Genomic DNA, 22,674 nt, shown 5'->3' on the forward strand with positions numbered 1-22,674 from the left:
ACGAACGTCCGGGGTGTTTCGCGGTTCCGGGGAACCACCCCCACGTTGTGCCGGTTCTGTCCCCATGACAACGGAGACGATCATGCCCCATCCCGAAAATCCGACCGAGCCGCGCCACGCGAACAGCGACGTCAAGCGGGGCGAGTCCGCCGATGAGCCGGCGCCGTCGCTGCAGAACGAATACACGGGCGACTCGGTGCGCGACGGCATCCCCGCGAACGGCACCCAGCCGACCGAAGCACGCGGCCCCGACGATGTCGGCGCCTGAACCGAGAAGGAAAGTCACATGGGAAACCTTGACGCCGAAAACGTCCGCTATCAGCGCACCGAGGACGTGAGCCGCGACAATGCCGAGCGCATGAAGCGCCAGCAGACCGAGCAGGAGGCGGCGATCCGCGATCCCCAGACCAAGGAAGGCAACGTGCCCCCAGCCGACGCGGGCAAGGCCGCGGGATGACGAAGAAGGCCGGGGAGATCCCCGGCCTTTCGCCTAGTCGCTGCCGCGGTAGGGCTCGACATATTGCAGCGCGAGGTCCCAGGGGAAGAAGATCCAGGTGTCCTGGCTAACCTCGGTGATGTAGGTCTGGACCATCGGCTGGCCCTTGGGCTTGGCATAGACCGTCGCGAAATGCGCCTTGGGATACATCTGGCGCACGAGTTCCAGCGTGCGGCCGCTGTCCACGAGATCGTCCACGACCAGCACGCCCTCGCCGTCGCCCATCATCGCGGGGTCGGGGGCCTTCAGCACTTGCAACTCACCCTGTTCGCCCTTGCGATAGGATTTCACGCTGATCGTGTCGATGGTGCGGATGTCGAGTTCCCGGGCGACGATCATCGCCGGGACCATGCCGCCCCGCGTGATCGCCACCACCGCGCGCCAGTCGCCGCCGCCCTGCGGGGCCTTGTCCTGCAAGCGCCAGGCCAGCGCCCGCGCGTCGCGGTGCATCTGGTCCCAGCTGACATGGAAGCCGCGTTCATGCGGCAGGCGTTCCGGGCGGCCCTCGGGGCGGGACATGGGCGAACTCCTTTTCAGTGGCGGAGGATCAGCGTCAGGCCAAGCGCTCCGATCAGGGTGCCGGCGATGCGGTCGATCGCCGTCTTGGCGGCACGATAGCCGCGCCGCATGGGGCCTGTCGCCATCAGAACCGTCACGGCGGCGTAAAAGCAGACCTCGACGGACAGCGCCACCAGATAAATGACGGCCGCGCCCGCCGTCGAAAGGGCAGGGAAGATCGTCATGATGACGCCCGCGTAGAACAGCGCGGGCTTGGGGTTGGACAGGTTCAGCGCCAGCCCCTGCCGGAAGCCTGGACCCGCGACCGACTCGCCCTCCATCGCCAGCGGGTCGGCGGCGTGGCGCCACATCTGGATGGCGATCCAGAGGAGGTAAGCGCCGCCTAGGAAGCGCAGGACCGTGTAGGACTGCGGCAGGACCCGGAACAGCACCGTCAGGCCGAAAAGCGCAAACAGGCACCAGAAGGACGCCCCGATCGCCAGCCCCATCGCATAAGGCATCGACGCCTGCCGCCCGCGCGCGGCGGCCGAGCGGCTGGCGGCAATGATCGCAGGGCCGGGCGACAGGATCGCCACGCCCAGGGTCGTGACGAACAGTCCCAGCGCGGGCAGGGTGATCGCGGCCATCAGCGGCGCATCATTCGGCGGCCTTGCGCCCCGTGACCGCGTCGATGTCGGGCGCATCCACCGCCTTCATGCCGACGACGTGGTAACCCGCGTCAACGTGATGCGTCTCTCCCGTGACACCCGACCCCAAATCCGACAGCAGGTACAGCGCCGACTTGCCCACGTCCTCGGTGGTGACGTTCCGGCGCAGGGGCGAGTTCAGCTCGTTCCACTTGAGGATGTAGCGGAAGTCCCCGATCCCCGAGGCCGCCAGCGTCTTGATCGGACCCGCCGAGATCGCGTTCACCCGGATGCCGTCCTTGCCCAGGTCCTCGGCCAGGTAGCGGACCGAGGCCTCGAGCGCGGCCTTCGCCACGCCCATGACGTTGTAATGCGGCATCACCCGCTCGGCCCCGTAATAGGTCATCGTCAGGACGGACCCGCCGCGCGGCATCATCGCCACCGCCCGCTGCGTCACGGCCGTGAAGGAATAGACCGAGATGTCCATCGTCATCAGGAAGTTGTCGCGCGTCGTGTCCACATAGCGGCCGCGCAGCTCTTCCTTGTCGGAAAAGCCGATGGCGTGGACGAGGAAGTCCAACTGCCCCCAGCGGTCCTTCAGCGACGCGAACAGCGCATCCACCGAGTCCATGTCCGCAACGTCGCAGGGCAGCACGATGTCCGAGCCCAGCTGCGCGGCCAGCGGCTCGACCCGCTTCTTCAGCGCCTCGCCCTGATAGGAAAAGGCGAGTTCCGCGCCTTGGTCCGCCAGCGCGCGGGCGATGCCCCACGCGATCGACTTGTCGTTGGCCAGCCCCATGATGAGGCCCCGCTTTCCCGCCATCAGACCCGCTGCCGGGGCTTCGCTTGACATGGGTCGTCCCTCGCGATTTCAACCTTTGGTGAGGATTAGGGCAAAGCCAGAGGGGCATCAAGATGAGCGACCGCACCGGCATCTTCGAAGGCGACGATCCCTTTGCCATCGCCCGCCGCTGGCTGGACGAGGCCACCCGGACCGAGCCCAACGACCCCAACGCCATCGCGCTGGCCACCGTGGATGCCGAGGGCCTGCCCGACGTCCGCATGGTCCTGCTGAAGGAAATCGAGCCCGGGCCGCGGGGCGCCTTCGTCTTCTACACGAATTATGACAGCGCCAAGGGCCGCCAGATCTCGGAAACCGGCAAGGCCGCCTTTGTCATGCACTGGAAGTCGCTGCGCCGGCAGGTCCGGGTCCGCGGCACCGTCACCCGCGAGGAGGGGCCTCAGGCCGACGCCTATTACGCCAGCCGCGCGCTCGAATCCCGCATCGGCGCCTGGTCCAGCCGGCAGAGCCAGCCGCTGGACAGCCGGGGCACGCTGATGGCCGAGGTCGCGCGTCAAGGGTTGCGTCACGGGCTGAACCCGAAGCGGCCCCCCTTCTGGGGCGGTTTCCGCATCACGCCCGTCCAGATCGAGTTCTGGGCCGACGGTGCCTTCCGCCTGCATGACCGGTTCCGCTGGACACGGCACACGGATGAAGGTTGGGATATAGTTCGCCTGCAACCCTGAGATGCGACTGTTTTGAAACAATTTGGAAAGATTCTACTGAACTGACGCGGGAGCAGGGGTTTCCTCGCGGGACGGTTGTGTTACCTTGGCCGCTGCGCTCGCTCGGCGGCGCCAATCTACAACTTGGACGTGATGCCTGGCCGGGACAAACCTCGGGGCACACATGAGGCTGGTCGGGATGAACGGCGAAGACCCCACGCTGGGACAATATGTAAAGGGGCAGATCAAGTGGTTCGATCCCGCGAAGGGGTTCGGCTTCCTGGCTGACATAACCGGCGGGCCGGATGTCCTGCTGCATGGGAATGTCCTGCGGAACTTCGGGCAAAGCTCGGTGGTGGAAGGCGCCCTGGTCGAGGTGCGGGCGATCCAGACCGCGCGCGGCCGTCAGGCGACCGAGGTGCTGTCGATCGCGCCCGCGCCCTCCGAATCTGGTGCGCCCATCGCGGAGCTTGAGGAACTGGGCGAGGATGAGCTGCGCGCGCTGCCGCTGCTGCCCGCGCGGGTCAAGTGGTTCGACCGCAACAAGGGCTTCGGCTTCGCCAATCTTTTCGGCCGCAAGGGCGACGTCTTCCTGCATCTCGAGGTCTTGCGCCGCGGCGGCTTTGCCGATCTCGTACCCGGAGAGGCGGTGGGCCTGCGCGTCTTCACGGCCGCGCGCGGCATGATCGCCGCCCAGATCGTCGCGTGGGAGAAGGCGGTGTCGGAAAACGAGCTTGGCACGAGAGGAGAACCCCCCAAGGGCGGCGCTTGCTCCACTGAGGGGAAGGGCGAAACCAGGATCGTGGAGCGGATGCGGACGCTGTCGACCTCCACCCGGCCCAAGCTGACGCTGAACAGCAAGGCCCCACAATGAAACGGGCCGCCGCCTTGGCCGCTCTGGCGCTGGTCGTGACCGGCAGCGTGGCACAGGCAGCGAGTTGCGCGCCGGATGCGGCGATCCTGCTGACCCCCGACGGCCGGGAACAGCGCGTCACGGTCGAGATCGCCGACGACGCGGCGGAACGCGCCCAGGGGCTGATGTATCGCAAGTCGCTGCCCCCGGACCACGGGATGCTGTTCGTTTATCAAAGCCCGCAGCCCACGAGCTTCTGGATGAAGAACACGCTGATCCCTCTGGACATCCTGTTCTTCGACGCGCGCGGCGTGCTGCGCCATGTCCATTCCCAGGCCCGGCCGCTGGACCTGACCTCGCTGCCCGGCGCCTTGCCCGGCGATCCCGACCCGAACCGCATGTTCGTCCTGGAACTCGCCGGAGGAGAGGCCGCGCGCAAGGGCCTGGTCCCCGGTACAGCGCTGGGCCATCCGGCCGTTCCGCAGGACGATGCCGCCCGGCCCTGCGACTGAACGCTTTCGGCTTTCCCCGGCCGCGCGGCCGGTCTAGAAGGACCTCGGTCCGGGGCGTGGCGCAGCCTGGTAGCGCGACGGTTTTGGGTACCGTAGGCCGGAGGTTCGAATCCTCTCGCCCCGACCAGCACTTAGGCCCTTCCGGGGTGGTCCGTTTTACAGGTCATTTTACACTTTGATGCGCAGTCGGCCCGATAAGGGGAACTTTAACTAGTTTCACTTATTTCTCTTGTTACAGATGCTGCAGTTATGGCATCCCTAGCCTCACAAGAGCGAGTCGGGCCAACCCGACCTATATTTAGGAGCGCATCAATGACTGATGACCTGATGGAGCATCTGGGCCTGTCTCAGCGCCTGCCGACCACTGACGAGATTCAAAGCGCGGCTGAGGCAGCTGTCGCGCTGGCCAACGCGATCGAAGTGGATGGTTGCCTAAAGATCGGTGACCATGGTTCCGTCAAGATCGCTCCTGCTATCGGCGAACTGATCAGCGACCTGCTAGGGCATGTCTCTCGTGGGGAGATGGTCACGATCGTGCCGACCTCAACGATGCTGTCGACTCAACAAGCGGCAGATATGTTGAATGTGTCTCGTCCTTTCCTCAGCCGCCTTCTCAAGGAAGGAAAGATCGGCTTTGTTCAGGTTGGAACCCATCGTCGGGTACCTCTGGAAAAGCTGCTGGCTTATCGCGCCGAGCGCGAGAGGGAGCAGGATGCGGCATTGTCTGAGCTGGCGCGTCTCGGTCAGGAGTGCGATCGGGCTTGAGCTTCCACGCTAACCCATTCTGCGTAGTTCTCGATGCGAACGTCCTTTATCCCTTCAGGGTAAGGGACATTCTGCTCCAGTTTGCTATGGATGGCCTTTTCCGGGCCCGCTGGACTGATACCATTCTCGAGGAGTGGCAACGCACCCTCATCAACAATCGCCCGGAGTTTGAGGCAAGCGTAAGGCAGCAGCTCGAAATCCTGCACTCCCGCTTCCCTGAATCGTTCGTCATAGGTTATGAGCCTCTGATTGGGGCGCTTGAACTCCCTGACGCTGACGACCGGCACGTGCTGGCAGCAGCGATCAAGTGTGGCGCGCAGCATATTGTCACTGAGAACTTACGTGACTTTCCTGCGGATGTTCTAGAGCAGTACGACGTCGAGCCGGTGTCAGCTGACGACTTCTTGCATTCCACCTTCGAACTGTTCCCCTTTGCCGCTCTGCGGTCGCTTCGGACTGTTCGGCTTCGTTACAAAAACCCGTCGTACTCCGCGAGCGCGTTCATCACTGATCTCACCGCCAAGGGAATGCCAAAGCTCGCTGCCACGCTCCGTGACCATATCGAGTTCATCTAGCCAGGCTTTGGGTGAGTTTGGCCTCGTGTTAGTTTCTTGGCCAATCCGTCTGTCATCGCCGGTGACAATGCGACGTAGCGCTCGATCACCTCGGCGGCATGTTTCAGCGACCAGCCCATGTGAGTCGCGATCTCCTTGAGTTCGGCCCCTGCCTCCAGCAGGCGAGTGGCCGCGGTGCCCCGCGCGTCGTAAAGGCGCAGCTCGGGCCTCAGCTTCAAGGTATCCCGCCAGCTGCTGACGGCATCGCCCAGATAGTTCTCGTGCTGGTAGGCGTGACCGCCCTTGTTGACCAGAAACGTGGCCTGACCTGCCGGCGTGTCGGCGATCAATCGCGCCATGCGGGGGGTCACAGGGATGGACGCAAGCCGCCGTCGCTTTCTGGTCCAGACCACGAGGCGCTGGCCGCCCGGTGTCGGATGAAGGTGTGCGGGCCCGAGCTCGACCAGGTCGCCGGGACGCAGGCCTGTTTCGCAGGCGGCAACGAGAATGCGGGAGACGTGGGGCGGTGCACCCTTTTCGAATGCCTCGATCTCTCCCGGCAGCCAGAAGACCTCGGCGCGATTCGATTTGTAGGTGGCCTTCACCTGGCGCAGGTGGTGCTGGCGCAGCATGGCGCGGTCGAGGCCGTAGCCGACGATTCGCTGCAGATGGCGGATGCGGTCATCGCCAACCTTGCCCCCGATCTTGTCGCGCCAGTCCAGCGCCTGCTTGCGGATGCGCGGGTCGTCGAAAGCTGCCACCGGGGCGCCGCCGAACTTGGCGTCGATCCCGTTGGTGGGGTGATAGATCGAGGTGCGCAGGTCTGCCTGGGTGCGGGGCGCCAGCCCTTGGAAGTCGCTGCTGTCCAGGAAAGCCAAGATCACGGCTCGGAACTTGCCCTGCGCAGCTGTGCCGCGCGGGCTCGCGGCCGAGAAGGCCGCGATGTAATCCGGCGAGCCGATGCGAATGCCGCTGTCGCTGCTCCAGAACCTGACTGCGCCCTTGCCGCGTCCGACATAGTGGTATTCGCGGATGCTGCCGTCGGCCAGCCGACTCCGCACTTTGTGGATGCCCTGAAGGTTAACCCGCGTCATCGTCGAACCACCTGTCTACCGCTGACCGGGCCTTTTCGTCCGGAACCGCCTTGGCCGGAAGTATGCGGATCGTGCCCTCGGCTGTCACCTCGATCACGGCAGCCGGATCCACGGCCCGCGCAGCCGAGATGACGCGCTTGATGCGGGCCTCGGTCATGCGGGGGTGAGAACCCATCAGGCTGCCTCCTCAAACTTCCCGGTCTGGTCGCCCCAGGTGGACCAGCCTGCGCGCTGCTTGCGGCTGAACAGCTCCAGCCGCCGCGCCTCGGGCATCAGCTGCTCGGCCGCGGCGAAGGCCTCGTCCGGCTTGCGGCTGTGTTCGCGGACCTTGCCCTCGATCACCGACCGGACGCTGCGGGTGGTGCGGGGATTGCCGCGCGCGCCGATCAGGAAGGGCTCGCCCGCGCAGCGCAGGATGTAGCCGGTGCCGAAGGCGAGCTTGCCCTTGCGGGTGCGCTTGGCCCAATGGCCAGCCGTCTTGAAGGTGAAGCCCCAGGCGTCCAGCACGGCGAAGGCCTGCGGCAGCATCGGGTTCGTGGCCCAGAGCCACAGCAGGCAGTCGTCGGCTGCCAGCACGCTGACCGGCAGCGACGCCACCCAGCCGAGCGGCTGGCAGCTGTACTGCCCGCCGGCGCCCTTGGCCGTGACGCCCTTGTCGCTGCGGACCGCAAAGGACCAGGGCGGGTCCGCCATGATCAGCCCGAAGCCGCCGGCCGGGCGCAGGTCGAAGAACTGCTGCAGGATGGTCATCCGTCCACCTCAAGCGGTAGGCGTTCGGTCCGCATCATCTGCAGCGCGCTGGTCGGGGTTACGGCGAAAGCACGGCGGCTGCCGATCTCGACATCCTCGTCATCCCAGTCGCTGATCAGGTCCTGCGCCTTGATGTCGGCCGCATGGTCGATCGCCGCAGCCTCATCCTCGGCGGCGATGATCAGGGTGGCGGTGCCACTGCGCGTAACAGTGACATCGACCGTCACGCGGAACAGCTTGTAGTCCTCGGGCACGTCCAGCGGCAGGCGCAGCCCTGCGGCCGCCAGCGCCTCGGCCGCACGTCCGAAGCCGGGTAGGTTGGCAAGGGCGTGAAGGTCGACCTGAGCGGCAGGGGTCATTGCCAGCCCCCTTGCCCAGGCGGCGGGTCCTGCGGCTCGTTCCAGCGATCGAGCGTTTCCTGCATAGCGACCTTCACCTCGGCGCGGGCAGTGTTGCTGATGTACTGTGAGCGGTTCCCGCCCCAAGTGTAGAGGGAGAACGGCACCCGCTGGCCCGCCGCCGCCGTCAGTTCCTTGTCGATCAGACGGGCAATCTTCTGAAGGCGCCGTGCGATGGCAACCTGCTGTTCATAGGTAAGGCTGGTCATGGCGTGGCCTCTCCGATCCGGATCGTTACGGGCGCGACACGCTCGCCTTCCTCGGGCAAGGCGTGGTCCACCGCATCCTGCTGGTCAGCGAAGGCCATCAGGTAGGCCGAGAACTCGGCGATCTTGCCGTCGGCGCCGAGCACGGCCCAAGCCTGAACCTCGGTCGCGGGTGCGTCGGGGGCTGGGCTGGTCATGATGCCCCCCGTGCCGTTGCGGCCATGCGGCGCAGTTCGGTCACTGCGTCCTCGATGGCAAGGCCCGCCTTCAGGCTTTCGGCGACTTGGTCCACGCGGGACAGCAGGGTCAGGTGATCCGCCGTCAGCCGCGCGACCTGCGCATAGACGAAAGGCACCCCGAGATCGGGCACGACCGTCATGGCGCATCCTCCATCTGGCTCAGCGCCGTGCGGGCCTTGTGCAGCCAGGCCGAGATCATGTTGGCCACGCCGCTGGTGCAGCTGACCGAGATCCCGTGCAGCCGCATCCGTTCGGGCGTGGCGCCCAGGGTGACGCGTGCCCCATGTTCGCGGCGCAGGTAGCCGACCAGCTCCTCGGCCGCGGTCTGGCGCGCCTGGTGCCGGGCGTACCAGCCATGCCCGCTGGTCGGGGCGGTGGCGGGCGGCAGCTTGGCCAAGCGGGCGGCAATCTCGTCGATCGCGGCGCGCAGGACGTCGGCGGCGGGCGGGGGTGAAATCCTTTTCTGGCGCGTCATCACAGCCCCCATGCCAAGGCGGCTGCGACAACGATCGCCAGCCCGACGATAGCGCCCAGCACATAGGCGATCACCACATAGGCATCGTCGTCGTCGTGCATCCCGTATATCGGCCTACGCAGCGCGTGGCGGTCGAAGTCGTCCCGCGCCTCGTTGTCGCCCACGGCATGGACCGGAATGCCCGGGTCGTCAGGTTGGCGGGGGTGATCGTGACGGTAGGTCATGCCGCGATCCTTTCCGACCAAGCGCCCCGGCGTTCCGAGCCCTCGAACCGGGCTGTAGGCGGTGCGGCTGGCTCATCGGCACAGATGCCACATTCCGCAGCCTTCAACCGATCGAAATTATGATCCAGTTTGTCTGCGTCGAGGCGCGTGGAGTAAGCGAAATGCGGAGCTGCCCATAAAGGCAGATAGTAGAAGGGGTTAAGAGTATGGGCGAGGTGACGGGTGCGGTGGAAGAGAGGCTGCAGCAGATTGAGCGGCGGCTCGATTGCCTCGAAAAGATGCTTCGCACCACGCCCCTTGCTGAGCCGAGCCGGCATGACGCCGTCAGGCTTGCTGACGCTCTTTCGCGTTTGATGCTGAGCTTTCAGGACGCATTGCAGGCGAGCCATTGTCATCCTGAAGGGGGGCAGGGATCTGACGAGCTTGCCCGCAGCTTCGCAGAACTGGACGAGATCATGATGCGGATCTTCAATCGAGACGCAGGTCGCGTCCACTGACGCTGCCCCGTCGCTGACCTGTCCGGCAGCCAGCGGGCGCATTTGAGGCGACTTGGAGCTTAGCTCCTGAAGGGCGGTCATGATCATGCCACCGTCCTCCCGCCCGTGGCCGCACTGGCGCGGCGGTGGCGCAGGTCGGCGCCGGCGACAAGCCAGGCGACGTGGCGGTGCAGCTCGGGCGCGTCCAGCGCGGCGCGCGGGTCGCGGATCAGGTCGCGTGCTTCGGCGACTGTGGCGGGTTCGGCCTTGGCGGTGCGGTCCGCTTCGGCCACCAGCGCTGCCGGGTAGAGGACGTCATACAGCTCCGGTTGCGGTTCGATCTGGAAGACGCCGGCGTTGGCCGACGGCTGAGTGGGTTCGCTCGCCAGCACATCCGGGGGAAGATCAAGGAGGCTGCGCACCCGAACGATGCGGGAGTACAGCGGACGCAGGATCATGGCGATGTGGCGCGGGGCGGGGTGAACGGCAGGCGCCCGGGGCGGGGTCGTCGTGGGGGTGTCCATCTGGACCTCCATCGAGTTGCAGGGGCCGGAGAGTCAGCGAGGGCTGCGCCTCCGGGATACTACCGGAGGCGGCATGTCGCTCCGGAGTAAGAAGGACTATCTGCGGTAAATATACCGTAGTCAATAGAGAAGCGGTTTAATTACCGCGAAAGCTGTTGCCCGCTGATTCGGACGTGCTACAAGGGCAGGGCGGGCGACAGCAAAAAGCCCGCCAGTGAGGGCGGGCGAAGGGATGAAGCCGTGGATACTCGTCAGCGTGATCTGAAGCTTGCGTTGTTCTTCAGCGGCCTCTCATTGGTTCTGGCTGTGACCTCCCTAGCGCTGGCGATGCGGTCGATCTGGGGTCAGTGCTTCTGACCGTCGGCCCATTCCCAGATGAACTCCACGTCAGACACGCGCGTCACGCCCTTCGTCAGCAGGGTAACCATGTTGCTGTCGCCAGGAGTAAAGCCATGCGCACTCCTTTGAGATCCTGCTGGCCCGAGTGCCCGGAGAAAGTTGGTTTCGCGGGCTTCAGGAAGGTGTGCTTTCAACTTGGATTCTCCCCAAGCACTACTTTCCTCATAAGCGTCTTCTAATACGAGGACGGCCCGATGTTTCTTGCTGACGCGGGCGCCGGTCACCCTGGCCGCGACTGGCTCAAGGTTGCGAAAGATGAAAGTTTGGGCGTCCCACCCTGCGGGCCCTTCTCCTATCCGGTAATGCGAGAGTTCAACAACGAGGTCCTTGCGCTTCATGCGCTTGCTGTCGTTCTGCGCTAGGCGCCACGTAAACGCCGCGCTTACCGCGGCACCAATAGCACTGGCTGCGGACACAACTAGCGCCAAACGCGCTTCAGTCCACCATTCACTCATTGTCCTCAGCCTGCACCGCCAGCGCGTCCAGCATCTGCGCCGCGACTACGTCGCCCTTCTGCTCACGCTCCGCCGCAGTCTTGCGCAGCCACTGTCCTAGCTCGCTCACGCTGATCTTGCCCGGGTTCTCCGCTGCCACGCACAGCACGGCGAACACCTCGTCCAGCGCCGCCTCCAACTGATCGGGGTCTCGGATGGTGGAGGTCATGTGTGATCGACGTTGTACAGCAACCTGTCTTTCCGGTCAGGTAGACATGCGGTTGAAGGTTCTGGTCTTGTTCTCGTATTGCGCGAGGGAGGATTCGAGATGACAGATGATGAAACGGCTGCCGCATTTGCCATGCTGGACTGCAACGGGAAGGCGGCCGTCCGCTTCATTGTTCTGCGTCTCGCTGGCTGTCCAGCAACCCTTGGATCAGCGCCTGAACGGCGGCCTTATGCGCCGGCGAAAGAAGGTGATACTGAGGAGGTAGGCTGTCTGCCTGGTCGCCCTCACCTGTAAGGAGCCAACTCGGGCTAACCCCTAAGGCGTTAGCGACAGCATATATCTTTGGGGTGGTCGCGCCCCCATTCTTTCCTGCCTCGACCGCCCGCCGCCAGTTTCGGATAGTGTCGGTTGACCCGGTAGCCGTCATGGAGACGCTACGATCTGACAGCTTCCCACCCGCGGCATTGTCCGCAGCTATCACAGCATCGATCCGTTCAACTACATCAGCAAGTTTCATAGCGGGGAAAATACCGCACAAGAGACTGGCGGGGCAGCGGTAAACGAACCGTTGACAATGCGGTAATGTAACCGCATATAGGGCGCATGGACATTCATGCACTTCTTGAACGCGCCGACGCCTACAAGGCTGCAGCTGGGATCGCTGACGACACGACGGTCTCTTATCGCGTGTTCTCCGACACCAAGAAGCTGGCAGCTTTGCGTCAAGGCGCGGACATAACTGTTCGCCGCTTCAACGCAGCCATGGCCTGGTTCGATGAGAATTGGCCCGCCCGGTCGGAAGGATCGTAGCGATGATTGCGGCTGCGTCGACCAGTGCGACTTGCGTTGATGTCCTTCCGTCACCTCAGCCTCTCTTTTCCTTCAACCACCAACCTCTGAGCCCCAACATGACCCCGCTTCCTCTGACCCCGCGTGACCGGGTTAGCCCCGCGCGTCCGCAAATGTCCTTTCCTCCCTCTGGCGGCCGTGGCCGTTCCCGTGCTGCGGCCCGCCGGGCCCATGCCTGGGTGGGCATGCCCGCCCGCCGCCGCGACGAGTTCCTGACCAGCTGGTCGCGGTTGATGATCGCCAGCTTCGGATCGGTGAGTGAGTGCGCCGAATGGGCGGGCGTCAGTGAGCCCTGCGTTCGCAACTGGCTTGAAGGCTTTCACCGTCCCTGTGGCGACATCGTGGCTCAGGCCGCGCTGACGTTGCCCGACTTCGCCCGGATCATCGGGGAAGGGTGATGCGAGATCAGGTCGCCTCGGGGCGCGGGAAGGGTGGGGGCGCAGTCCCTGGCCGAAACCCCGCCACGGTTTCGGAGCGCCCCGAGGTGGGTCGAAGCGAAGCCGAGACCGTGGAACCTGCGGCTGGCCCGGCCGAGAGCTGCCTTTCGGCGGCGGGGCACCCCTGCAATCCAACGGAGGACCGCGCTGATGGCCACCCGTGAACTGATTCCGCTGCTCGGGGTGCGATGCGTTCGCCGGTTCGAGCCGGATACCGAGGGCATTCTTGCCCGCCTAATCAAGGAGAGCACGATGGACGAAGGCACTGCAAAATTCATGTTCAGCATGGGCGACCGTGTACAGATGGCGGAGAGCACCGAGGTCGGCACCGTCGTCGGCAGGGCTGAGTATCAGGCCAGCGAGAACCACTATTTCGTCCGCTACCGCGCCGGCGACGGCCGCCAGACCGAGTGCTGGTGGGGCGAGTCCGCGCTGGCCGCCGCCGAAGACTGATCCTGCCTGCGCCGGGCGCGGGGCAGCTGCCGCCCCGCCGCGCATCTTCCACCCCCATCCGTCCCGGTTCGCCGGTGCGGGTCCAGCCGCGGGGGCGGTGCCGTCTCCTCCTCCCTCCCCCGGATCGCCCCCGCGGCACAGGCCAGAAGGTTTTCGCCCATGACGACCCCCGCCAAGCTGTCCCTGCACGACCACGCGCTGATCCACGCGCTGCACGTCCTGGCGCTGGCGCCGTGGGACATGGCCGAGGGCGAACAGCAGATGGTGCGGTCGATCCTGCGCGACGTCCTGGACGGCGCGGACCGGCGCAACCCGCTGCTGGCGCCGCTGGCCGATCAGGCCGACCGCATCCTGCGTACCCGCGGGCCGATCGTGTCACTGCAGCACGAGTGCCGCGCGGCCTGCCACCAGTTCAACCGCCTGCGGCTGGCCGCCGCTTGGGCGAACATCAACGGAGAAGGCCGATGACCGACCTGACCATCCGCCTGGACCAGCTGGACGCGCTGGCAGGCCTGCTGCCCGACGCCACGCCGCCGCGCACGGTGGCCGATATCGCCCGCTGGGGCGTCGAGATGCGGCCTGCGGTGTCCGAAGGGCCCGTAGCTGTCACCCTCTCGTCCGAGATGGACGACAGCAAGCTGGCCGAGCATCTGGCATGGCTGACCGAGCGCGCGGTCCATGGTCCGGCGGGCAGACCGGCCATGCTCGCCGAAGACGCTGCCCCGCTAGCTGATGCAGAGGCACCGTCGCCAGCAGCTGAGGGGGCTCGTCTGTCGTCCGAGCGTTCGAAGGCGGAAGAAGGCAGCGCGCCCCGCGCTCGCCATCTTCCGGGTGACGTCACGGAATGGACCGACGACGAAAAGCAGCTGCTCGAGCGCATGTGGACCGAGGGCGCCTCGCTTGCCGAGATATCGTCCGCGCTGCCGGGCCGCACTGTGCGCAGCGTCGGAGAAAAGCGCCGGAAGATCGGCCTGCCCGCGCGCGCAACGTCGGCGGTGGCGCGGCGAGAGGCGGCAGCTGCTCCGGCCGCCGACGCGCTTTTGCCGCCGGAAGCCGCCTCGCATGAGATGTCGGAGGAGGCGGCGCCTGCCGCCACCGTGGCCGCACCGGCTGCAGCCTCCCCGGCAGCCACCTTGCCTGCCGCGCCCATGGTTAAAGAGCCGGTTGCCCTGACGTCGGCAATGCCCACGGCGCGCCCGAAGGCAGCGAAGCCGGTCTCCGGAGTGGACGCGATCCTGGAAGCCTTGGCCGAGCTGGACGACAGCTTCGAGGCCGACGATGACAAGCTGCTGGTCGAGCAGCGCTATGTCGGTGCTGGGTTCCCCGGGATCGCCGAAGAACTGGGATGTGACGAAGAAACGGCCAAGGCCCGCTGGCGCGCGATCCTCAAGTGCCGCGTGCAGAACAAGGGCGGCATCCTGACCCAGAAAGGCTGGGCCGACCTGCGCGCCGCGGTCACCCGCCGCGCCGCAGACGCGGTGGGGGGCTGAGCCGTGGCATCAAGCACCAGATGTGAGGATGAAGGGCGCACTCCTCTCGAAAACCATCTTAGTCGTGAAAATGCGATGCTGCGCCGTCGCCTTGATATTCTCGATGCCGACGTCCGATTGCTCGCCCGTTCGTTGCACCGGGTGAGAAAGCGGCTCGAAGATCTGTCGCAAGCAGAGGGGATCAGTCGGTGATCATCCGCCTCTCAAGCTTGAAGATAAGATCTTCCAGCGGTTCCATTTCGTCTTCTATGTCGTCGTCGGTGATGTTGGCCGCGGGATCCGCCTCGCGCCGCATGCGCATGAAAGCTCGTTCCTTCTCTGCGGCTTCGCGCATGTCTGCGATGACGATTTGGCGCATGCCCGGGAACTTGTCGTCGATTGTGTCCAGAACGGCGAGAAGGGCTACCTGCAGTGCGGCGGTGACGCGCCTGTGGTCTTGGTGCAGTCCGTACATATTTTCGATATCGTCGGCTATTTCGCTCGTCGCGTCTTCGCTTGGTTTGGTTTCCATCCCGCTTGGTCCTTTTCGTCGTGGGGTGGTTATGGGCACCGGGGCGCAATCCCGGTGCCCAGCATTAAACGGTTTCTTCAGAACAGCGGTAGGCAGCCGTGGAACGGGCGGCCGGCCATGATGCGCGAAGACGCCCGTGTTGCCGAGGCCCATGCGCTTCCCATCGCCGAGGTGGTAGACCGCCTCGGGCTGCAGGGCCTGAACCGTACCGGCGGCGAGCTGGTCGGCCCGTGCCCCCAGTGCGGCGGCACAGACCGCTTCGGCGTCAACCTGCAGCGCGGCGTGTTCCAGTGCCGCAAGGACTGCGGCGCGAACTGCAAGGGCGACCAGATCGCCCTGGTTCAGTTCGTCCTGAACAAGAGCTTCCCAGAGGCGCTGGAATGGCTGGTCGGCCCGCGGGAGGAACTGTCCTCGGCCGAGCGCCGCGAGATCGAGCGCAAGGCCGAGGCGAACCGCCGCGCCCGTGCCGAGGCCGAGGCCCGCATGCGCCGCGAGTCGATCGCGGCCGCCCGGGACATCTGGTCACGCTCGACCGATGCCGAGGGCTCGCTGGTGCGCGACTACCTGGCGCACCGGGCCATCACCGGGCAGCTGCTACCCGCGATGCCCCGCTGCCTGCGGTTCATGGCCGACTGCCCCTATACGGTGCCCGATGAAGACCAGCGCGGCCGCTGGCGCATCGTCCATCGCGGTCCTGCGATGATCGCGGCCGTGCAGGGACCTCAGGGCGACCTGACGGCGGTCCATCGCACGTGGATCGATCTCGGCCAGCCGTCCGGCAAGGCGGTGATCGTGGACCCGCTGGGGCGGCGCGCCGACCTGCCCGCGAAGAAGGTGCTTGGGTCAAAGAAGGGCGGCGCGATCCGCCTGAGCAGCCCGATGAACGCCACCACGCTGGTAATGGGCGAGGGGATCGAGACGACGCTGTCGGGGCGGATCTCCGAGCATCACCGGTCCGTCTCGGCCTTCTGGGCAGGGGTGGACCTCGGCAACATGGCCGGCCGGCGGAAGCTCGGCGAGGGCCTGAAATACGCCGGCATCCCTGATCTCGACGATGACGAGGCCTTCGTGCCCCCGGTGCAGATCACCCGGCTGATCTTCATCCAGGACGGGGACAGCGATCCGAAGCTGACCCGCGCCAAGCTCGAGGCCGGGCTGCGCCGGGCCATGATCAAGCGCCCCGGCCTGACCAGCGAGATCGTCTATGCCGGCAGCGGCCGCGACCTGAACGACGTGCTGCGGGGCGGCCGATGAGCGAATACGAAGACCTTGGTCCGAACCGCGCCAGCGAAATCATGGCGCAAGGCGAGCCGGTCGATCTGCCGGAGGGCCTTGCTCCGGCCGAGCCAACCGCGCCTCAGGATGCAGACGAAAAATCGGCATGGGGCGGCGATGATGCTTTCCCCGGGGACGATCTTCCACCCCCTGCACCCCCTGCAGAGGGTGAGCCTGACGATCCTGCGAGGGACTGCGCGGCCTATCCGCTGAACGATATGGGCAATGGCAAGCGCTACGTCTGCCACTTCGGCGAGGACGTGAAGCTTGTTCCGCGGATCGGATGGCACGTGTGGAACGGCGCGATCTGGCAGCATGACCCCGACGAGATCGAAGTCAGGCGACGTGCCCAGGAACTCGGAGGGCTGATCGAGCGCGAGATCCCGCATGTCGTGCTCGAGGACTGGCAGATGAAGACCCTCGCGGACGGTCAGGCGCTCAAGCGCCGCGCCCGCGAGTTGGAACGCGCCCTGGAGGCGGGCGGCCCCGCGGCCGATGCGGCCCGAGATGAGCTGGCGCGGATCGATGGTCCGCTGAGCCGGCTGCGCGGGGTGGAAAAGATCCTGAACTCGGTCCGGAAGGATCACCATGGCTGGGCCAAGACCAGCGGCAACTCCGGCCGGATCGACGCGGCTCTGAAGGAAGCGACCGTCAGCCTTGCGATCAAGCACGACGCGCTGGATGCCTCACCCCTCGACATATGCTGTCAGAACGGCGTCCTGCGGTTCGGGGTCGACAAGGGCAATCCGGCCGAAGGCGACTTCGGCGCCGGCGCGTCGGTGGAGCTGGTGGCGCATGATCGCGGCCAGCTGATGACCAAGCAGATGCCGGTGGTCTATGACCCGGATGCCCGTGCGCCGAAGTTCGAGGCCTTCCTGAGGCGCATCCTGCCTGATCCCGAGATCCGCGGCTTCATCCAACGCTGGTTCGGCCTGTCCATGACGGGCCTGACGGGCGAGCAGAAGCTGGTCTTCCTTTACGGCCTTGGTGCCAACGGCAAGTCCGTCCTGGTGGACCTGATCGCCAAGATCCTCGGCGACTACTCGGCCACTGCCAAGATCGAGACCCTGACAGGGCAGGGCAAGCGCGATGGCGCGGCGCCCACGCCGGACCTGATCCCGCTGATGCGAGCCCGCCTGGTGCGGGCGTCCGAGCCCGAAGAAGGCGAGCGCTTCCGCGAGGCGTTGATCAAGGAATTGACCGGGGGCGAGCCGATCAACGTGCGGCCGAACTACGGCGAGTTCATCGCGGTGCTGCCGGTCTTCAAGCTGACGATCCAGGGCAACCACAAGCCCGAGATCCGGGGGCGAGACGACGGCATCTGGCGGCGTTTCCTGCTGGTGCCCTTCGACGTGACGATTCCTGCGTCCGAGCGAGATCCCGATCTGGGTGCCAAGCTCTTCGAGGAGCGCTCCGGCATCCTGAACTGGCTGGTCGACGGGCTTCTGGCCTACCTGGAAGGGGGCTTGCGCGAGCCGGCGGCCGTGATGTCGGCCACGCAGGAGTACCGCGAGGAGAGTGACCCCCTCGGCCACTTCCTCGAGAGTGCCTGCGTCGTCAGCGGACAGCCCGAGGACAGCGAGTTCGTGCGGGATCTGGTTCAGGCCTTCCAGTTCTGGCAGGACGAGCAGGGCGGGGCTGTCTGGCAGCCTGGGACTGTCCAGCGGCAGTTGAAGGACAAGATGCGCCGCTGGGTGAGCCCGACGACGGGCAAGAAGTTCACCGAGCGCAAGTCGAATGGCGTCATGCGCTACGACGGCATCCGCTTCACCGACGTCTTCGGACCGCGCTTCCGCGCTGCGCCGCGCGACAGCCAGGGACGTCCGATCGCCGGCAAGACGAGCGAGGGAGGTGGCTTCGGTGGTTACTGAACCCCGCACCCCTGTCTCTGATCTGCGATCAGGGATGATCCTGCCTCCCTCCGGGGAGAACAGGGAGCCTGAACTTCCCCCGCTTTCTGCCACAAAAACAAGGGGCGCGGGGCCGCAGGGAGTGCAGGGAGTCAAATCCGCCCCTTCGCATACGCGCGATATGAAGGGGCTTGGGGCTGACGGGTTCTCTTATGCGTAAGGGGACGTTTTGCCTCCCTGTACTCCCCGCCTTCACCTTCCTCATTGATATGCCTCAACAATCCACCTCTTACAGCCCTCCCTGTTACCTCCCTAACCTTCCCCCCTTTCCTCCCTTCCTCCCTGAAAAGAACAGCGAAAAGACAACAGGTGGTGTACTCGTGAAGCAGGAACGCAATATCTTGAGCATGAGGGTTGAGGATCAGCGGCCGCGCCACGCCGAGTTCCTGGAAGCCGAACGGCAGCGGATGGCCCGGGTCGCCGCTGCTGCCCGTCTGGTCTCGGGCGCGACGGTTCCTGCCCAGTGCGGCGGCCGGATCATCCCCGCGCCGGGGCGCGGCCCCTTCCGGGTCGAGCCGCAGGCCGAGATGGTGCCGAACGGTACGGACGCGCGCGGGCAGGACAAGTGGGCCGAGAAGGAAGGCGGCTTCGCCGGCTGGAACCCCGTCCGTCAGATGGACGTGTTCGACCTGATGGAAGCGTCGGCGCGCCGGCGGGATGAGGATGTGCCCTTCACGCCGGCGCAGGTCGCTGTCGCCCGGCACTACCGCGCCCTGGTCGAGCGGCATGACGCCGGAGGCATCAAGTGCTCGGCGCTGGACGGGCGGACGTCGGGCGGCACCGGCCGGGACTTCATGGACGCCTACCTGTCGGAAGGGCGCGAGATCGACGCCATCCGGCGCCGCATCGGCACGGGTGCTGCCATGGTAGTCCGGCGCATCCGTCCCTCGGCCCGGGGCGAGGCCGCCCGGGCCACGATCCTCGATCGCGCGCTGGTGGACATGGTCTGCCTGGGCGACCGCTCCCTGTCCGATGTCCTGCGGGCGCATGGGTGGGCGGCCAAGGGCCAGACCCGCGATGCGCTGCGAGAGGCGCTGAGCGCGGCGCTGGACCGCATGATCGGACATCGGGGAGAAAAAACCTCTTGACCGCTTAGGTCCGTCCGTGAGAGGAGAATCACTAATATCTATCGGTGCGCCCGGCGGGATCATGTCCCCCGGGCGCACTGCGTTTCAGGATCAGGTGTGTAGCCGGCAGTCCCTTCGCTGATGCGGGGGCAGCTATCCCGTGGCAGCCTTTTGATCGGCAAGGGCGACCGGCCCGCCTGCCACGGCCCACATACCAGCGGAAGCCATCGTGCCGCGATGTGTTGAACTGCGGTCCGGTGCCGCGGCGCAGGGTTGCCCGGTGACCAGCGGGTTGGGAGACCCGCACTCGCGAGCGAGCGCGACTGGAGGGCGGCTGAGATCGGTCAGGCCGCGCGGCGGCGCCGGGGTCGAGCCCCACTGCCACAGGCCGGGGGCATTTGGGTCCTTCCGAGCCCCCGGAGCTATACGGGGCCGCGAGGCGCGATGGTTTCGTCTCGGTTAACGATTGAAAAAGCCTTAACGGAGTTGCCCTGGAGTTGGTAAGGAGATGGCTGGTCTGAACACCACGGAGCTTGCGGCACGGCTGGCCGTGTCGAAGGCGCGGGTCAGCCAGTATGTCAGCGAGGGCAAGCTGGACGGCTGCTACGTCGGCGAAGGCCGCGCGCGCCGCTTCGATCTTGACAAGGTGGCGCATGCCCTGGGGCGCAACCTGCATCCGGGGCAGATGCTGGGGAACGGTTCAGCCACACGCGAGGCACTGCGCCAGATCAGCAGCGATGAACCCCCTGCCGCCGCGCCGCGATCCAAGTTCGACGGACAGCTGCCGGCGAGCGACTCTGATCGCTATGAGCTGGCGCGCACGCTCAAGGCCGAGGAAGAGGCGCGCCGCCTGCACCGCCAGAACAGGGCGGAAGAGGGGACCTGGGTGCTGGCCGAGGAGGTCGAGCGCCGCACCGCCCGCGCCATGGCGCAGGAGATCGCCCAGTTCGAGACAATGCTACGTGATGGCGCCCGGTCCGTCGCCGACGCCTTCGGCGTGGATGCCCGGGCAGTTCGCAAGGTCCTGATGGACCAGTGGCGGGTCTATCGCGCGCAACGATCGGCCGAGGTGACCGCCCAAGCGGGCGCGACGCCCATGACGCCAGACGAGGAGGGGGCGAACGTCTGATGGGTTTCCTGGCATCGGCCGAGGCCGCCATTCTGCGGGGCCTTGCGTCGGCCATGGTGCCACCGCCGCCGCCGGACATCACGCGCTGGTGTGAGGAGAACATCGTCTTCGACGAGCGGTCGCCGATACCGGGGCCGTTCCGCATCGAGCGCTTCCCGTTCCTGCGGGAGATCCACGAGGTGCTGAGCCCAGAGCATCCGGCCCGCGAGGTCACGGTCCGCGGCAGCGCCCAGTGGGGCAAGACGGTGTCTCTGCTGAACCCAACCGTGGCCGCCTGGCACGAATACGGGCCGCTCGACAGCCTGGTGGTGCACCCGACCACCTCGTCGGCGACCGAATGGGTGCGCAACAAGTGGATGCCGATGCGCCGGCAGGCCGCGAGCCTGCGGGACATCTTCGGCGAGGGGCGTGGGGAGCAGACCGACACGCTCTTCAACCAGGAGACCATCCGGCGGGACGGCTCACTCAAGGTGGTCAGCGCGGGCTCGCCCGATGACCTGGCGGGGACCACCCGCCGGCTGGTGATCATGGACGATGCGGCAAAGTTCGAGATGACGCCGAAGGGAGATCCCGAGCAGCTTGCGGCGAGCCGGGCCTCCGGTTTCGAGGATGCCAAGATCGTCCGCATCTCGACGCCCCAGATCGTCGGCACCTGCCGGATCACCCGGGCGTTCGCGCGCAGCGACCAGAGGTTCTACCACGTGCCATGCCCGCACTGCGGCAACATGGCGCCGCTGACCTGGGAGAACTTCCGGCGCAACATCGAGCCGGAGCGGCTGCATGCGGCGCATTTCACCTGCGAGGCCTGCGGCTGCCTCATCACCCACAGCCACAAGGCTGCGATGGTGGCAGCGGGGAAATGGGTTCCCAGCAACCCGCGTGGGGACCACCCGGGGTTCCACCTGTGGCGGGCCTACGTGCCGCAGCGGGACTGGGCCTCGATCGCCGTCGAATACGCCCAGGTAATGGGCTGGACCGGCCTGACGGTCCAGCAGGCCACGGAGGAGGCGATCCGGAGCCAGGTCGAGCAGGCGACCGAGCAGACCTTCTGGAACGACGTCCTGGGCCTGCCCTTCGAGATGGCGTCGAAAGGGCCGGACTGGGAAGCGCTGCGCGACCGCGTCGAAAACGCCGAGCCGGGGCAGTTCCTGTCACGCGGCGTCGTTCCCGCATGCGGCGTCCTGCTGACGGCCGGGGTCGACTGTCAGCTCGACCGCATCGAGGTCAGCGTGGTGGCATTCGGGCGCGACTACCGCCGTTGGGTCGTGGATCATATCGTGATTCCGCACCACATCAGCGACGATGATGGACGGCAGGCGCTGGATGCGCTGCTGAAGGCAACCTGGCGGACGTCACTCGGCCTGCGTCTGCCGCTCGACATGATGGCGGTGGACGAAGGCTCCTATACCGAGGATGTGCGCTCCTGGGCCAAGCGGCACCCGTGGACACGGGTCATCCTGATCAAGGGCTCATCCTCCGCCAACGGCCCGATCCTCCGGCCGCAGTCGGAGCGCAAGACCAACGGCCAGCAGATCAGGCGCCAGAAGCGCAGCTGGATGCTGAACGTCAGCCAGATCAAGGCCGACTTCTACGGCTGGTTGCTGAAGGACGATCCTGCCGAGCGTGGCTATGTCGCCTTCGCCATCGGCCTTGGGGACGAGTACTACCGGCAGATAACTGCAGAGGTCCGGGTTCTGAAGCGCGCCAGTTCCGGGGTGATGGTGTCACGGTGGGAGCTGGTCGAACCGAGCCGGCGCAACGAGTGCCTGGACACGATGAACTATGCCGAGGCAGCCGCTCGCAAGAAGGGCTGGAGCGCGATGACCTGGGAGCAGTGGGACCAGCTCGAGGCCGAGCGCGGCGTGGCGCCGCCTGAAGATCAGGGAGACCTGTTCGATGCGGTGTTGCCCGCAGTCCCGCTATCCGTGCGGGCTGCCCCGCAGGAACCTTCGACCGCCCCCGACCAGGGAAGAGCCGATCCCGACCCGGGAAAGCTGGTCAAGGGCGGCTGGCTCGGCGACCGTAAAAAGAAGTGGATCTGATGGCCATGACCTATGATGAGGAAGTGGAACTGCGGGCCGCCATTCCGGCCCTGCGCCTGGCCATCGTCAGCGGCACGACGCGCGTGACCTATGATGGCAAGACCGTCGAATACCGTTCAATCAGCGAGATGCGCGCGGCCCTGCGGTTCGCCGAGGACACGCTTGCGGGGCCTGACGCGGTGTCGCGCCGGCCATCCTTTGCCACCACACGCTTCTCGCGCGGGCTCTGATG

35 protein-coding genes and 1 tRNA gene are annotated in these 22,674 nt (G+C 66.2%); 19 read left to right on the top strand and 17 right to left on the bottom strand.

Annotated elements, in window-relative coordinates:
• Positions 1 to 82 precede the first annotated feature (82 nt).
• Both BLQ03_RS11015 and BLQ03_RS18335 read left to right on the top strand, forming a co-directional pair.
• Positions 83 to 268 (top strand): hypothetical protein, encoded by a 186-nt coding sequence (locus BLQ03_RS11015; RefSeq protein WP_090755943.1) that lies wholly within the window; start codon positions 83 to 85, stop codon positions 266 to 268.
• An 18-nt stretch (positions 269 to 286) separates the two neighbouring features.
• Positions 287 to 457 (top strand): hypothetical protein, encoded by a 171-nt coding sequence (locus tag BLQ03_RS18335; protein ID WP_175558846.1) that lies wholly within the window; start codon positions 287 to 289, stop codon positions 455 to 457.
• 33 nt (positions 458 to 490) lie between these two features.
• Here the strand turns inward: BLQ03_RS18335 and gpt are convergent, their stop codons facing one another.
• From gpt to fabI, 3 genes are read right to left on the bottom strand one after another with little or no spacing between them, the layout of a single operon-like run.
• Positions 491 to 1,015, bottom strand: coding sequence for a xanthine phosphoribosyltransferase (gpt, locus tag BLQ03_RS11020; RefSeq protein WP_090755945.1), 525 nt, complete (start codon positions 1,013 to 1,015; stop codon positions 491 to 493).
• A gap of 14 nt (positions 1,016 to 1,029) precedes the next feature.
• Complete coding sequence (locus tag BLQ03_RS11025) at positions 1,030 to 1,641, bottom strand: LysE family translocator (protein WP_090755948.1); 612 nt, start codon at positions 1,639 to 1,641, stop codon at positions 1,030 to 1,032.
• Between the two features lie 10 nt (positions 1,642 to 1,651).
• Positions 1,652 to 2,494: an enoyl-ACP reductase FabI gene (gene fabI / locus BLQ03_RS11030; protein WP_090755951.1), complete on the bottom strand. Its 843-nt coding sequence runs from the start codon at positions 2,492 to 2,494 to the stop codon at positions 1,652 to 1,654.
• A 62-nt stretch (positions 2,495 to 2,556) separates the two neighbouring features.
• Between fabI and pdxH the strand changes: the two genes are divergently transcribed.
• The 6 genes from pdxH (at position 2,557) to BLQ03_RS11060 (ending at position 5,852) form a co-directional block, all read left to right on the top strand.
• Positions 2,557 to 3,168 carry a pyridoxamine 5'-phosphate oxidase gene (pdxH, locus tag BLQ03_RS11035; protein ID WP_090755954.1) on the top strand — a complete coding sequence of 204 codons (612 nt, stop codon included), beginning with the start codon at positions 2,557 to 2,559 and terminating at the stop codon, positions 3,166 to 3,168.
• Between the two features lie 178 nt (positions 3,169 to 3,346).
• On the top strand, positions 3,347 to 4,021 hold the full coding sequence (locus tag BLQ03_RS11040) for a cold-shock protein (protein ID WP_090755956.1): 675 nt from the start codon (positions 3,347 to 3,349) through the stop codon (positions 4,019 to 4,021).
• Positions 4,018 to 4,512 (top strand): DUF192 domain-containing protein, encoded by a 495-nt coding sequence (locus BLQ03_RS11045; RefSeq protein WP_090755959.1) that lies wholly within the window; start codon positions 4,018 to 4,020, stop codon positions 4,510 to 4,512. The genes BLQ03_RS11040 and BLQ03_RS11045 overlap by 4 nt, the downstream gene beginning before the upstream one ends.
• Positions 4,513 to 4,562: 50 nt before the next feature.
• Positions 4,563 to 4,639: transfer RNA gene (locus BLQ03_RS11050), tRNA-Pro, on the top strand.
• 185 nt (positions 4,640 to 4,824) lie between these two features.
• On the top strand, positions 4,825 to 5,277 hold the full coding sequence (locus tag BLQ03_RS11055; RefSeq protein ID WP_090755962.1) for a helix-turn-helix domain-containing protein: 453 nt from the start codon (positions 4,825 to 4,827) through the stop codon (positions 5,275 to 5,277).
• The gene (locus tag BLQ03_RS11060) at positions 5,274 to 5,852 is read left to right on the top strand and encodes a PIN domain-containing protein (RefSeq protein WP_090755965.1); all 579 of its coding nucleotides are present in this window, start codon (positions 5,274 to 5,276) and stop codon (positions 5,850 to 5,852) included. Before BLQ03_RS11055 ends, BLQ03_RS11060 begins: the two co-directional genes overlap by 4 nt.
• Here the strand turns inward: BLQ03_RS11060 and BLQ03_RS11065 are convergent.
• The 13 genes from BLQ03_RS11065 to BLQ03_RS11115 all read right to left on the bottom strand — a co-directional run bounded on the left by BLQ03_RS11065 (position 5,849) and on the right by BLQ03_RS11115 (position 11,279).
• Positions 5,849 to 6,925 carry a site-specific integrase gene (locus tag BLQ03_RS11065; protein WP_090755968.1) on the bottom strand — a complete coding sequence of 359 codons (1,077 nt, stop codon included), beginning with the start codon at positions 6,923 to 6,925 and terminating at the stop codon, positions 5,849 to 5,851. The two genes, BLQ03_RS11060 and BLQ03_RS11065, sit on opposite strands and share 4 nt — an antisense overlap.
• Positions 6,912 to 7,100, bottom strand: a complete 189-nt coding sequence (locus BLQ03_RS17935; RefSeq protein ID WP_139166703.1) for a hypothetical protein — start codon at positions 7,098 to 7,100, stop codon at positions 6,912 to 6,914. Before BLQ03_RS17935 ends, BLQ03_RS11065 begins: the two co-directional genes overlap by 14 nt.
• On the bottom strand, positions 7,100 to 7,675 hold the full coding sequence (locus BLQ03_RS11070) for an MT-A70 family methyltransferase (RefSeq protein WP_090755971.1): 576 nt from the start codon (positions 7,673 to 7,675) through the stop codon (positions 7,100 to 7,102). The genes BLQ03_RS17935 and BLQ03_RS11070 overlap by 1 nt, the downstream gene beginning before the upstream one ends.
• The gene (locus BLQ03_RS11075) at positions 7,672 to 8,034 is read right to left on the bottom strand and encodes a hypothetical protein (RefSeq protein WP_090755974.1); all 363 of its coding nucleotides are present in this window, start codon (positions 8,032 to 8,034) and stop codon (positions 7,672 to 7,674) included. Before BLQ03_RS11075 ends, BLQ03_RS11070 begins: the two co-directional genes overlap by 4 nt.
• Positions 8,031 to 8,282 carry a hypothetical protein gene (locus BLQ03_RS11080; protein ID WP_090755977.1) on the bottom strand — a complete coding sequence of 84 codons (252 nt, stop codon included), beginning with the start codon at positions 8,280 to 8,282 and terminating at the stop codon, positions 8,031 to 8,033. Before BLQ03_RS11080 ends, BLQ03_RS11075 begins: the two co-directional genes overlap by 4 nt.
• A complete protein-coding gene (locus BLQ03_RS11085; RefSeq protein ID WP_090755981.1) occupies positions 8,279 to 8,476 on the bottom strand; it encodes a hypothetical protein in 198 nt (65 codons plus the stop codon). Before BLQ03_RS11085 ends, BLQ03_RS11080 begins: the two co-directional genes overlap by 4 nt.
• Complete coding sequence (locus tag BLQ03_RS11090; protein WP_090755983.1) at positions 8,473 to 8,658, bottom strand: hypothetical protein; 186 nt, start codon at positions 8,656 to 8,658, stop codon at positions 8,473 to 8,475. Before BLQ03_RS11090 ends, BLQ03_RS11085 begins: the two co-directional genes overlap by 4 nt.
• Entirely contained in the window at positions 8,655 to 8,993 is a 339-nt protein-coding gene (locus BLQ03_RS11095) for a hypothetical protein (RefSeq protein WP_090755986.1), read from the bottom strand. Before BLQ03_RS11095 ends, BLQ03_RS11090 begins: the two co-directional genes overlap by 4 nt.
• Complete coding sequence (locus tag BLQ03_RS11100) at positions 8,993 to 9,217, bottom strand: hypothetical protein (RefSeq protein ID WP_090755988.1); 225 nt, start codon at positions 9,215 to 9,217, stop codon at positions 8,993 to 8,995. Before BLQ03_RS11100 ends, BLQ03_RS11095 begins: the two co-directional genes overlap by 1 nt.
• Positions 9,214 to 9,801, bottom strand: a complete 588-nt coding sequence (locus tag BLQ03_RS17940) for a hypothetical protein (protein WP_139166705.1) — start codon at positions 9,799 to 9,801, stop codon at positions 9,214 to 9,216. Before BLQ03_RS17940 ends, BLQ03_RS11100 begins: the two co-directional genes overlap by 4 nt.
• Entirely contained in the window at positions 9,798 to 10,217 is a 420-nt protein-coding gene (locus tag BLQ03_RS11110) for a hypothetical protein (protein WP_090755994.1), read from the bottom strand. The genes BLQ03_RS17940 and BLQ03_RS11110 overlap by 4 nt, the downstream gene beginning before the upstream one ends.
• 344 nt (positions 10,218 to 10,561) lie before the next feature.
• Positions 10,562 to 10,954, bottom strand: a complete 393-nt coding sequence (locus BLQ03_RS17945; RefSeq protein WP_139166707.1) for a hypothetical protein — start codon at positions 10,952 to 10,954, stop codon at positions 10,562 to 10,564.
• A gap of 109 nt (positions 10,955 to 11,063) precedes the next feature.
• Positions 11,064 to 11,279: a hypothetical protein gene (locus tag BLQ03_RS11115; RefSeq protein ID WP_090755996.1), complete on the bottom strand. Its 216-nt coding sequence runs from the start codon at positions 11,277 to 11,279 to the stop codon at positions 11,064 to 11,066.
• Between the two features lie 603 nt (positions 11,280 to 11,882).
• On the opposite strand from BLQ03_RS11115, the gene BLQ03_RS11120 reads away from it, so the two are divergent.
• The 5 genes from BLQ03_RS11120 (at position 11,883) to BLQ03_RS11140 (ending at position 14,508) form a co-directional block, all read left to right on the top strand.
• Positions 11,883 to 12,089 carry a hypothetical protein gene (locus BLQ03_RS11120; protein ID WP_217629705.1) on the top strand — a complete coding sequence of 69 codons (207 nt, stop codon included), beginning with the start codon at positions 11,883 to 11,885 and terminating at the stop codon, positions 12,087 to 12,089.
• 224 nt (positions 12,090 to 12,313) lie between these two features.
• Complete coding sequence (locus BLQ03_RS11125; protein WP_090756001.1) at positions 12,314 to 12,526, top strand: hypothetical protein; 213 nt, start codon at positions 12,314 to 12,316, stop codon at positions 12,524 to 12,526.
• A gap of 189 nt (positions 12,527 to 12,715) precedes the next feature.
• Positions 12,716 to 13,018 carry a hypothetical protein gene (locus tag BLQ03_RS11130; RefSeq protein ID WP_217629706.1) on the top strand — a complete coding sequence of 101 codons (303 nt, stop codon included), beginning with the start codon at positions 12,716 to 12,718 and terminating at the stop codon, positions 13,016 to 13,018.
• 159 nt (positions 13,019 to 13,177) lie between these two features.
• Entirely contained in the window at positions 13,178 to 13,486 is a 309-nt protein-coding gene (locus BLQ03_RS11135; protein WP_090756004.1) for a hypothetical protein, read from the top strand.
• Complete coding sequence (locus tag BLQ03_RS11140; protein WP_090756006.1) at positions 13,483 to 14,508, top strand: GcrA family cell cycle regulator; 1,026 nt, start codon at positions 13,483 to 13,485, stop codon at positions 14,506 to 14,508. Before BLQ03_RS11135 ends, BLQ03_RS11140 begins: the two co-directional genes overlap by 4 nt.
• A 181-nt stretch (positions 14,509 to 14,689) precedes the next feature.
• Here BLQ03_RS11140 and BLQ03_RS11145 read toward each other — a convergent pair whose 3' ends face one another.
• Positions 14,690 to 15,019 carry a hypothetical protein gene (locus BLQ03_RS11145; protein ID WP_090756008.1) on the bottom strand — a complete coding sequence of 110 codons (330 nt, stop codon included), beginning with the start codon at positions 15,017 to 15,019 and terminating at the stop codon, positions 14,690 to 14,692.
• A 117-nt stretch (positions 15,020 to 15,136) separates the two neighbouring features.
• On the opposite strand from BLQ03_RS11145, the gene BLQ03_RS11150 reads away from it, so the two are divergent.
• From BLQ03_RS11150 to BLQ03_RS11175, 6 genes are all read left to right on the top strand, one after another.
• Entirely contained in the window at positions 15,137 to 16,273 is a 1,137-nt protein-coding gene (locus tag BLQ03_RS11150; protein ID WP_090756011.1) for a DUF7146 domain-containing protein, read from the top strand.
• Entirely contained in the window at positions 16,270 to 18,165 is a 1,896-nt protein-coding gene (locus tag BLQ03_RS11155; protein WP_090756014.1) for a DNA primase family protein, read from the top strand. Before BLQ03_RS11150 ends, BLQ03_RS11155 begins: the two co-directional genes overlap by 4 nt.
• A 386-nt stretch (positions 18,166 to 18,551) precedes the next feature.
• Positions 18,552 to 19,292, top strand: a complete 741-nt coding sequence (locus BLQ03_RS11160) for a hypothetical protein (protein ID WP_090756017.1) — start codon at positions 18,552 to 18,554, stop codon at positions 19,290 to 19,292.
• Between the two features lie 487 nt (positions 19,293 to 19,779).
• A complete protein-coding gene (locus BLQ03_RS11165) occupies positions 19,780 to 20,400 on the top strand; it encodes a hypothetical protein (RefSeq protein ID WP_090756020.1) in 621 nt (206 codons plus the stop codon).
• Positions 20,400 to 22,442 (top strand): phage terminase large subunit family protein, encoded by a 2,043-nt coding sequence (locus tag BLQ03_RS11170; RefSeq protein ID WP_090756023.1) that lies wholly within the window; start codon positions 20,400 to 20,402, stop codon positions 22,440 to 22,442. Before BLQ03_RS11165 ends, BLQ03_RS11170 begins: the two co-directional genes overlap by 1 nt.
• The gene (locus tag BLQ03_RS11175) at positions 22,442 to 22,672 is read left to right on the top strand and encodes a phage head-tail joining protein (protein ID WP_090756026.1); all 231 of its coding nucleotides are present in this window, start codon (positions 22,442 to 22,444) and stop codon (positions 22,670 to 22,672) included. Before BLQ03_RS11170 ends, BLQ03_RS11175 begins: the two co-directional genes overlap by 1 nt.
• Positions 22,673 to 22,674 lie beyond the last annotated feature (2 nt).

This window comes from Paracoccus chinensis (assembly GCF_900102885.1).
Classification (GTDB): domain Bacteria; phylum Pseudomonadota; class Alphaproteobacteria; order Rhodobacterales; family Rhodobacteraceae; genus Paracoccus; species Paracoccus chinensis.

What these genes read in the sequence shown, in the direction of transcription:
- BLQ03_RS11015 (WP_090755943.1), top strand. Translation starts at nt 83, where the DNA reads ATGCCCCATCCCGAAAATCCGACCGAGCCGCGCCACGCGAACAGCGAC.
- BLQ03_RS18335 (WP_175558846.1), top strand. Translation starts at nt 287, where the DNA reads ATGGGAAACCTTGACGCCGAAAACGTCCGCTATCAGCGCACCGAGGAC.
- gpt (WP_090755945.1), bottom strand. Translation starts at nt 1,015, where the DNA reads ATGTCCCGCCCCGAGGGCCGCCCGGAACGCCTGCCGCATGAACGCGGC.
- BLQ03_RS11025 (WP_090755948.1), bottom strand. Translation starts at nt 1,641, where the DNA reads ATGGCCGCGATCACCCTGCCCGCGCTGGGACTGTTCGTCACGACCCTG.
- fabI (WP_090755951.1), bottom strand. Translation starts at nt 2,494, where the DNA reads ATGTCAAGCGAAGCCCCGGCAGCGGGTCTGATGGCGGGAAAGCGGGGC.
- pdxH (WP_090755954.1), top strand. Translation starts at nt 2,557, where the DNA reads ATGAGCGACCGCACCGGCATCTTCGAAGGCGACGATCCCTTTGCCATC.
- BLQ03_RS11040 (WP_090755956.1), top strand. Translation starts at nt 3,347, where the DNA reads ATGAACGGCGAAGACCCCACGCTGGGACAATATGTAAAGGGGCAGATC.
- BLQ03_RS11045 (WP_090755959.1), top strand. Translation starts at nt 4,018, where the DNA reads ATGAAACGGGCCGCCGCCTTGGCCGCTCTGGCGCTGGTCGTGACCGGC.
- BLQ03_RS11055 (WP_090755962.1), top strand. Translation starts at nt 4,825, where the DNA reads ATGACTGATGACCTGATGGAGCATCTGGGCCTGTCTCAGCGCCTGCCG.
- BLQ03_RS11065 (WP_090755968.1), bottom strand. Translation starts at nt 6,925, where the DNA reads ATGACGCGGGTTAACCTTCAGGGCATCCACAAAGTGCGGAGTCGGCTG.
- BLQ03_RS17935 (WP_139166703.1), bottom strand. Translation starts at nt 7,100, where the DNA reads ATGGGTTCTCACCCCCGCATGACCGAGGCCCGCATCAAGCGCGTCATC.
- BLQ03_RS11070 (WP_090755971.1), bottom strand. Translation starts at nt 7,675, where the DNA reads ATGACCATCCTGCAGCAGTTCTTCGACCTGCGCCCGGCCGGCGGCTTC.
- BLQ03_RS11075 (WP_090755974.1), bottom strand. Translation starts at nt 8,034, where the DNA reads ATGACCCCTGCCGCTCAGGTCGACCTTCACGCCCTTGCCAACCTACCC.
- BLQ03_RS11080 (WP_090755977.1), bottom strand. Translation starts at nt 8,282, where the DNA reads ATGACCAGCCTTACCTATGAACAGCAGGTTGCCATCGCACGGCGCCTT.
- BLQ03_RS11085 (WP_090755981.1), bottom strand. Translation starts at nt 8,476, where the DNA reads ATGACCAGCCCAGCCCCCGACGCACCCGCGACCGAGGTTCAGGCTTGG.
- BLQ03_RS11090 (WP_090755983.1), bottom strand. Translation starts at nt 8,658, where the DNA reads ATGACGGTCGTGCCCGATCTCGGGGTGCCTTTCGTCTATGCGCAGGTC.
- BLQ03_RS11095 (WP_090755986.1), bottom strand. Translation starts at nt 8,993, where the DNA reads ATGACGCGCCAGAAAAGGATTTCACCCCCGCCCGCCGCCGACGTCCTG.
- BLQ03_RS11100 (WP_090755988.1), bottom strand. Translation starts at nt 9,217, where the DNA reads ATGACCTACCGTCACGATCACCCCCGCCAACCTGACGACCCGGGCATT.
- BLQ03_RS17940 (WP_139166705.1), bottom strand. Translation starts at nt 9,801, where the DNA reads ATGATCATGACCGCCCTTCAGGAGCTAAGCTCCAAGTCGCCTCAAATG.
- BLQ03_RS11110 (WP_090755994.1), bottom strand. Translation starts at nt 10,217, where the DNA reads ATGGACACCCCCACGACGACCCCGCCCCGGGCGCCTGCCGTTCACCCC.
- BLQ03_RS17945 (WP_139166707.1), bottom strand. Translation starts at nt 10,954, where the DNA reads ATGAAGCGCAAGGACCTCGTTGTTGAACTCTCGCATTACCGGATAGGA.
- BLQ03_RS11115 (WP_090755996.1), bottom strand. Translation starts at nt 11,279, where the DNA reads ATGACCTCCACCATCCGAGACCCCGATCAGTTGGAGGCGGCGCTGGAC.
- BLQ03_RS11120 (WP_217629705.1), top strand. Translation starts at nt 11,883, where the DNA reads ATGGACATTCATGCACTTCTTGAACGCGCCGACGCCTACAAGGCTGCA.
- BLQ03_RS11125 (WP_090756001.1), top strand. Translation starts at nt 12,314, where the DNA reads ATGCCCGCCCGCCGCCGCGACGAGTTCCTGACCAGCTGGTCGCGGTTG.
- BLQ03_RS11130 (WP_217629706.1), top strand. Translation starts at nt 12,716, where the DNA reads ATGGCCACCCGTGAACTGATTCCGCTGCTCGGGGTGCGATGCGTTCGC.
- BLQ03_RS11135 (WP_090756004.1), top strand. Translation starts at nt 13,178, where the DNA reads ATGACGACCCCCGCCAAGCTGTCCCTGCACGACCACGCGCTGATCCAC.
- BLQ03_RS11140 (WP_090756006.1), top strand. Translation starts at nt 13,483, where the DNA reads ATGACCGACCTGACCATCCGCCTGGACCAGCTGGACGCGCTGGCAGGC.
- BLQ03_RS11145 (WP_090756008.1), bottom strand. Translation starts at nt 15,019, where the DNA reads ATGGAAACCAAACCAAGCGAAGACGCGACGAGCGAAATAGCCGACGAT.
- BLQ03_RS11150 (WP_090756011.1), top strand. Translation starts at nt 15,137, where the DNA reads ATGATGCGCGAAGACGCCCGTGTTGCCGAGGCCCATGCGCTTCCCATC.
- BLQ03_RS11155 (WP_090756014.1), top strand. Translation starts at nt 16,270, where the DNA reads ATGAGCGAATACGAAGACCTTGGTCCGAACCGCGCCAGCGAAATCATG.
- BLQ03_RS11160 (WP_090756017.1), top strand. Translation starts at nt 18,552, where the DNA reads ATGAGGGTTGAGGATCAGCGGCCGCGCCACGCCGAGTTCCTGGAAGCC.
- BLQ03_RS11165 (WP_090756020.1), top strand. Translation starts at nt 19,780, where the DNA reads ATGGCTGGTCTGAACACCACGGAGCTTGCGGCACGGCTGGCCGTGTCG.
- BLQ03_RS11170 (WP_090756023.1), top strand. Translation starts at nt 20,400, where the DNA reads ATGGGTTTCCTGGCATCGGCCGAGGCCGCCATTCTGCGGGGCCTTGCG.
- BLQ03_RS11175 (WP_090756026.1), top strand. Translation starts at nt 22,442, where the DNA reads ATGGCCATGACCTATGATGAGGAAGTGGAACTGCGGGCCGCCATTCCG.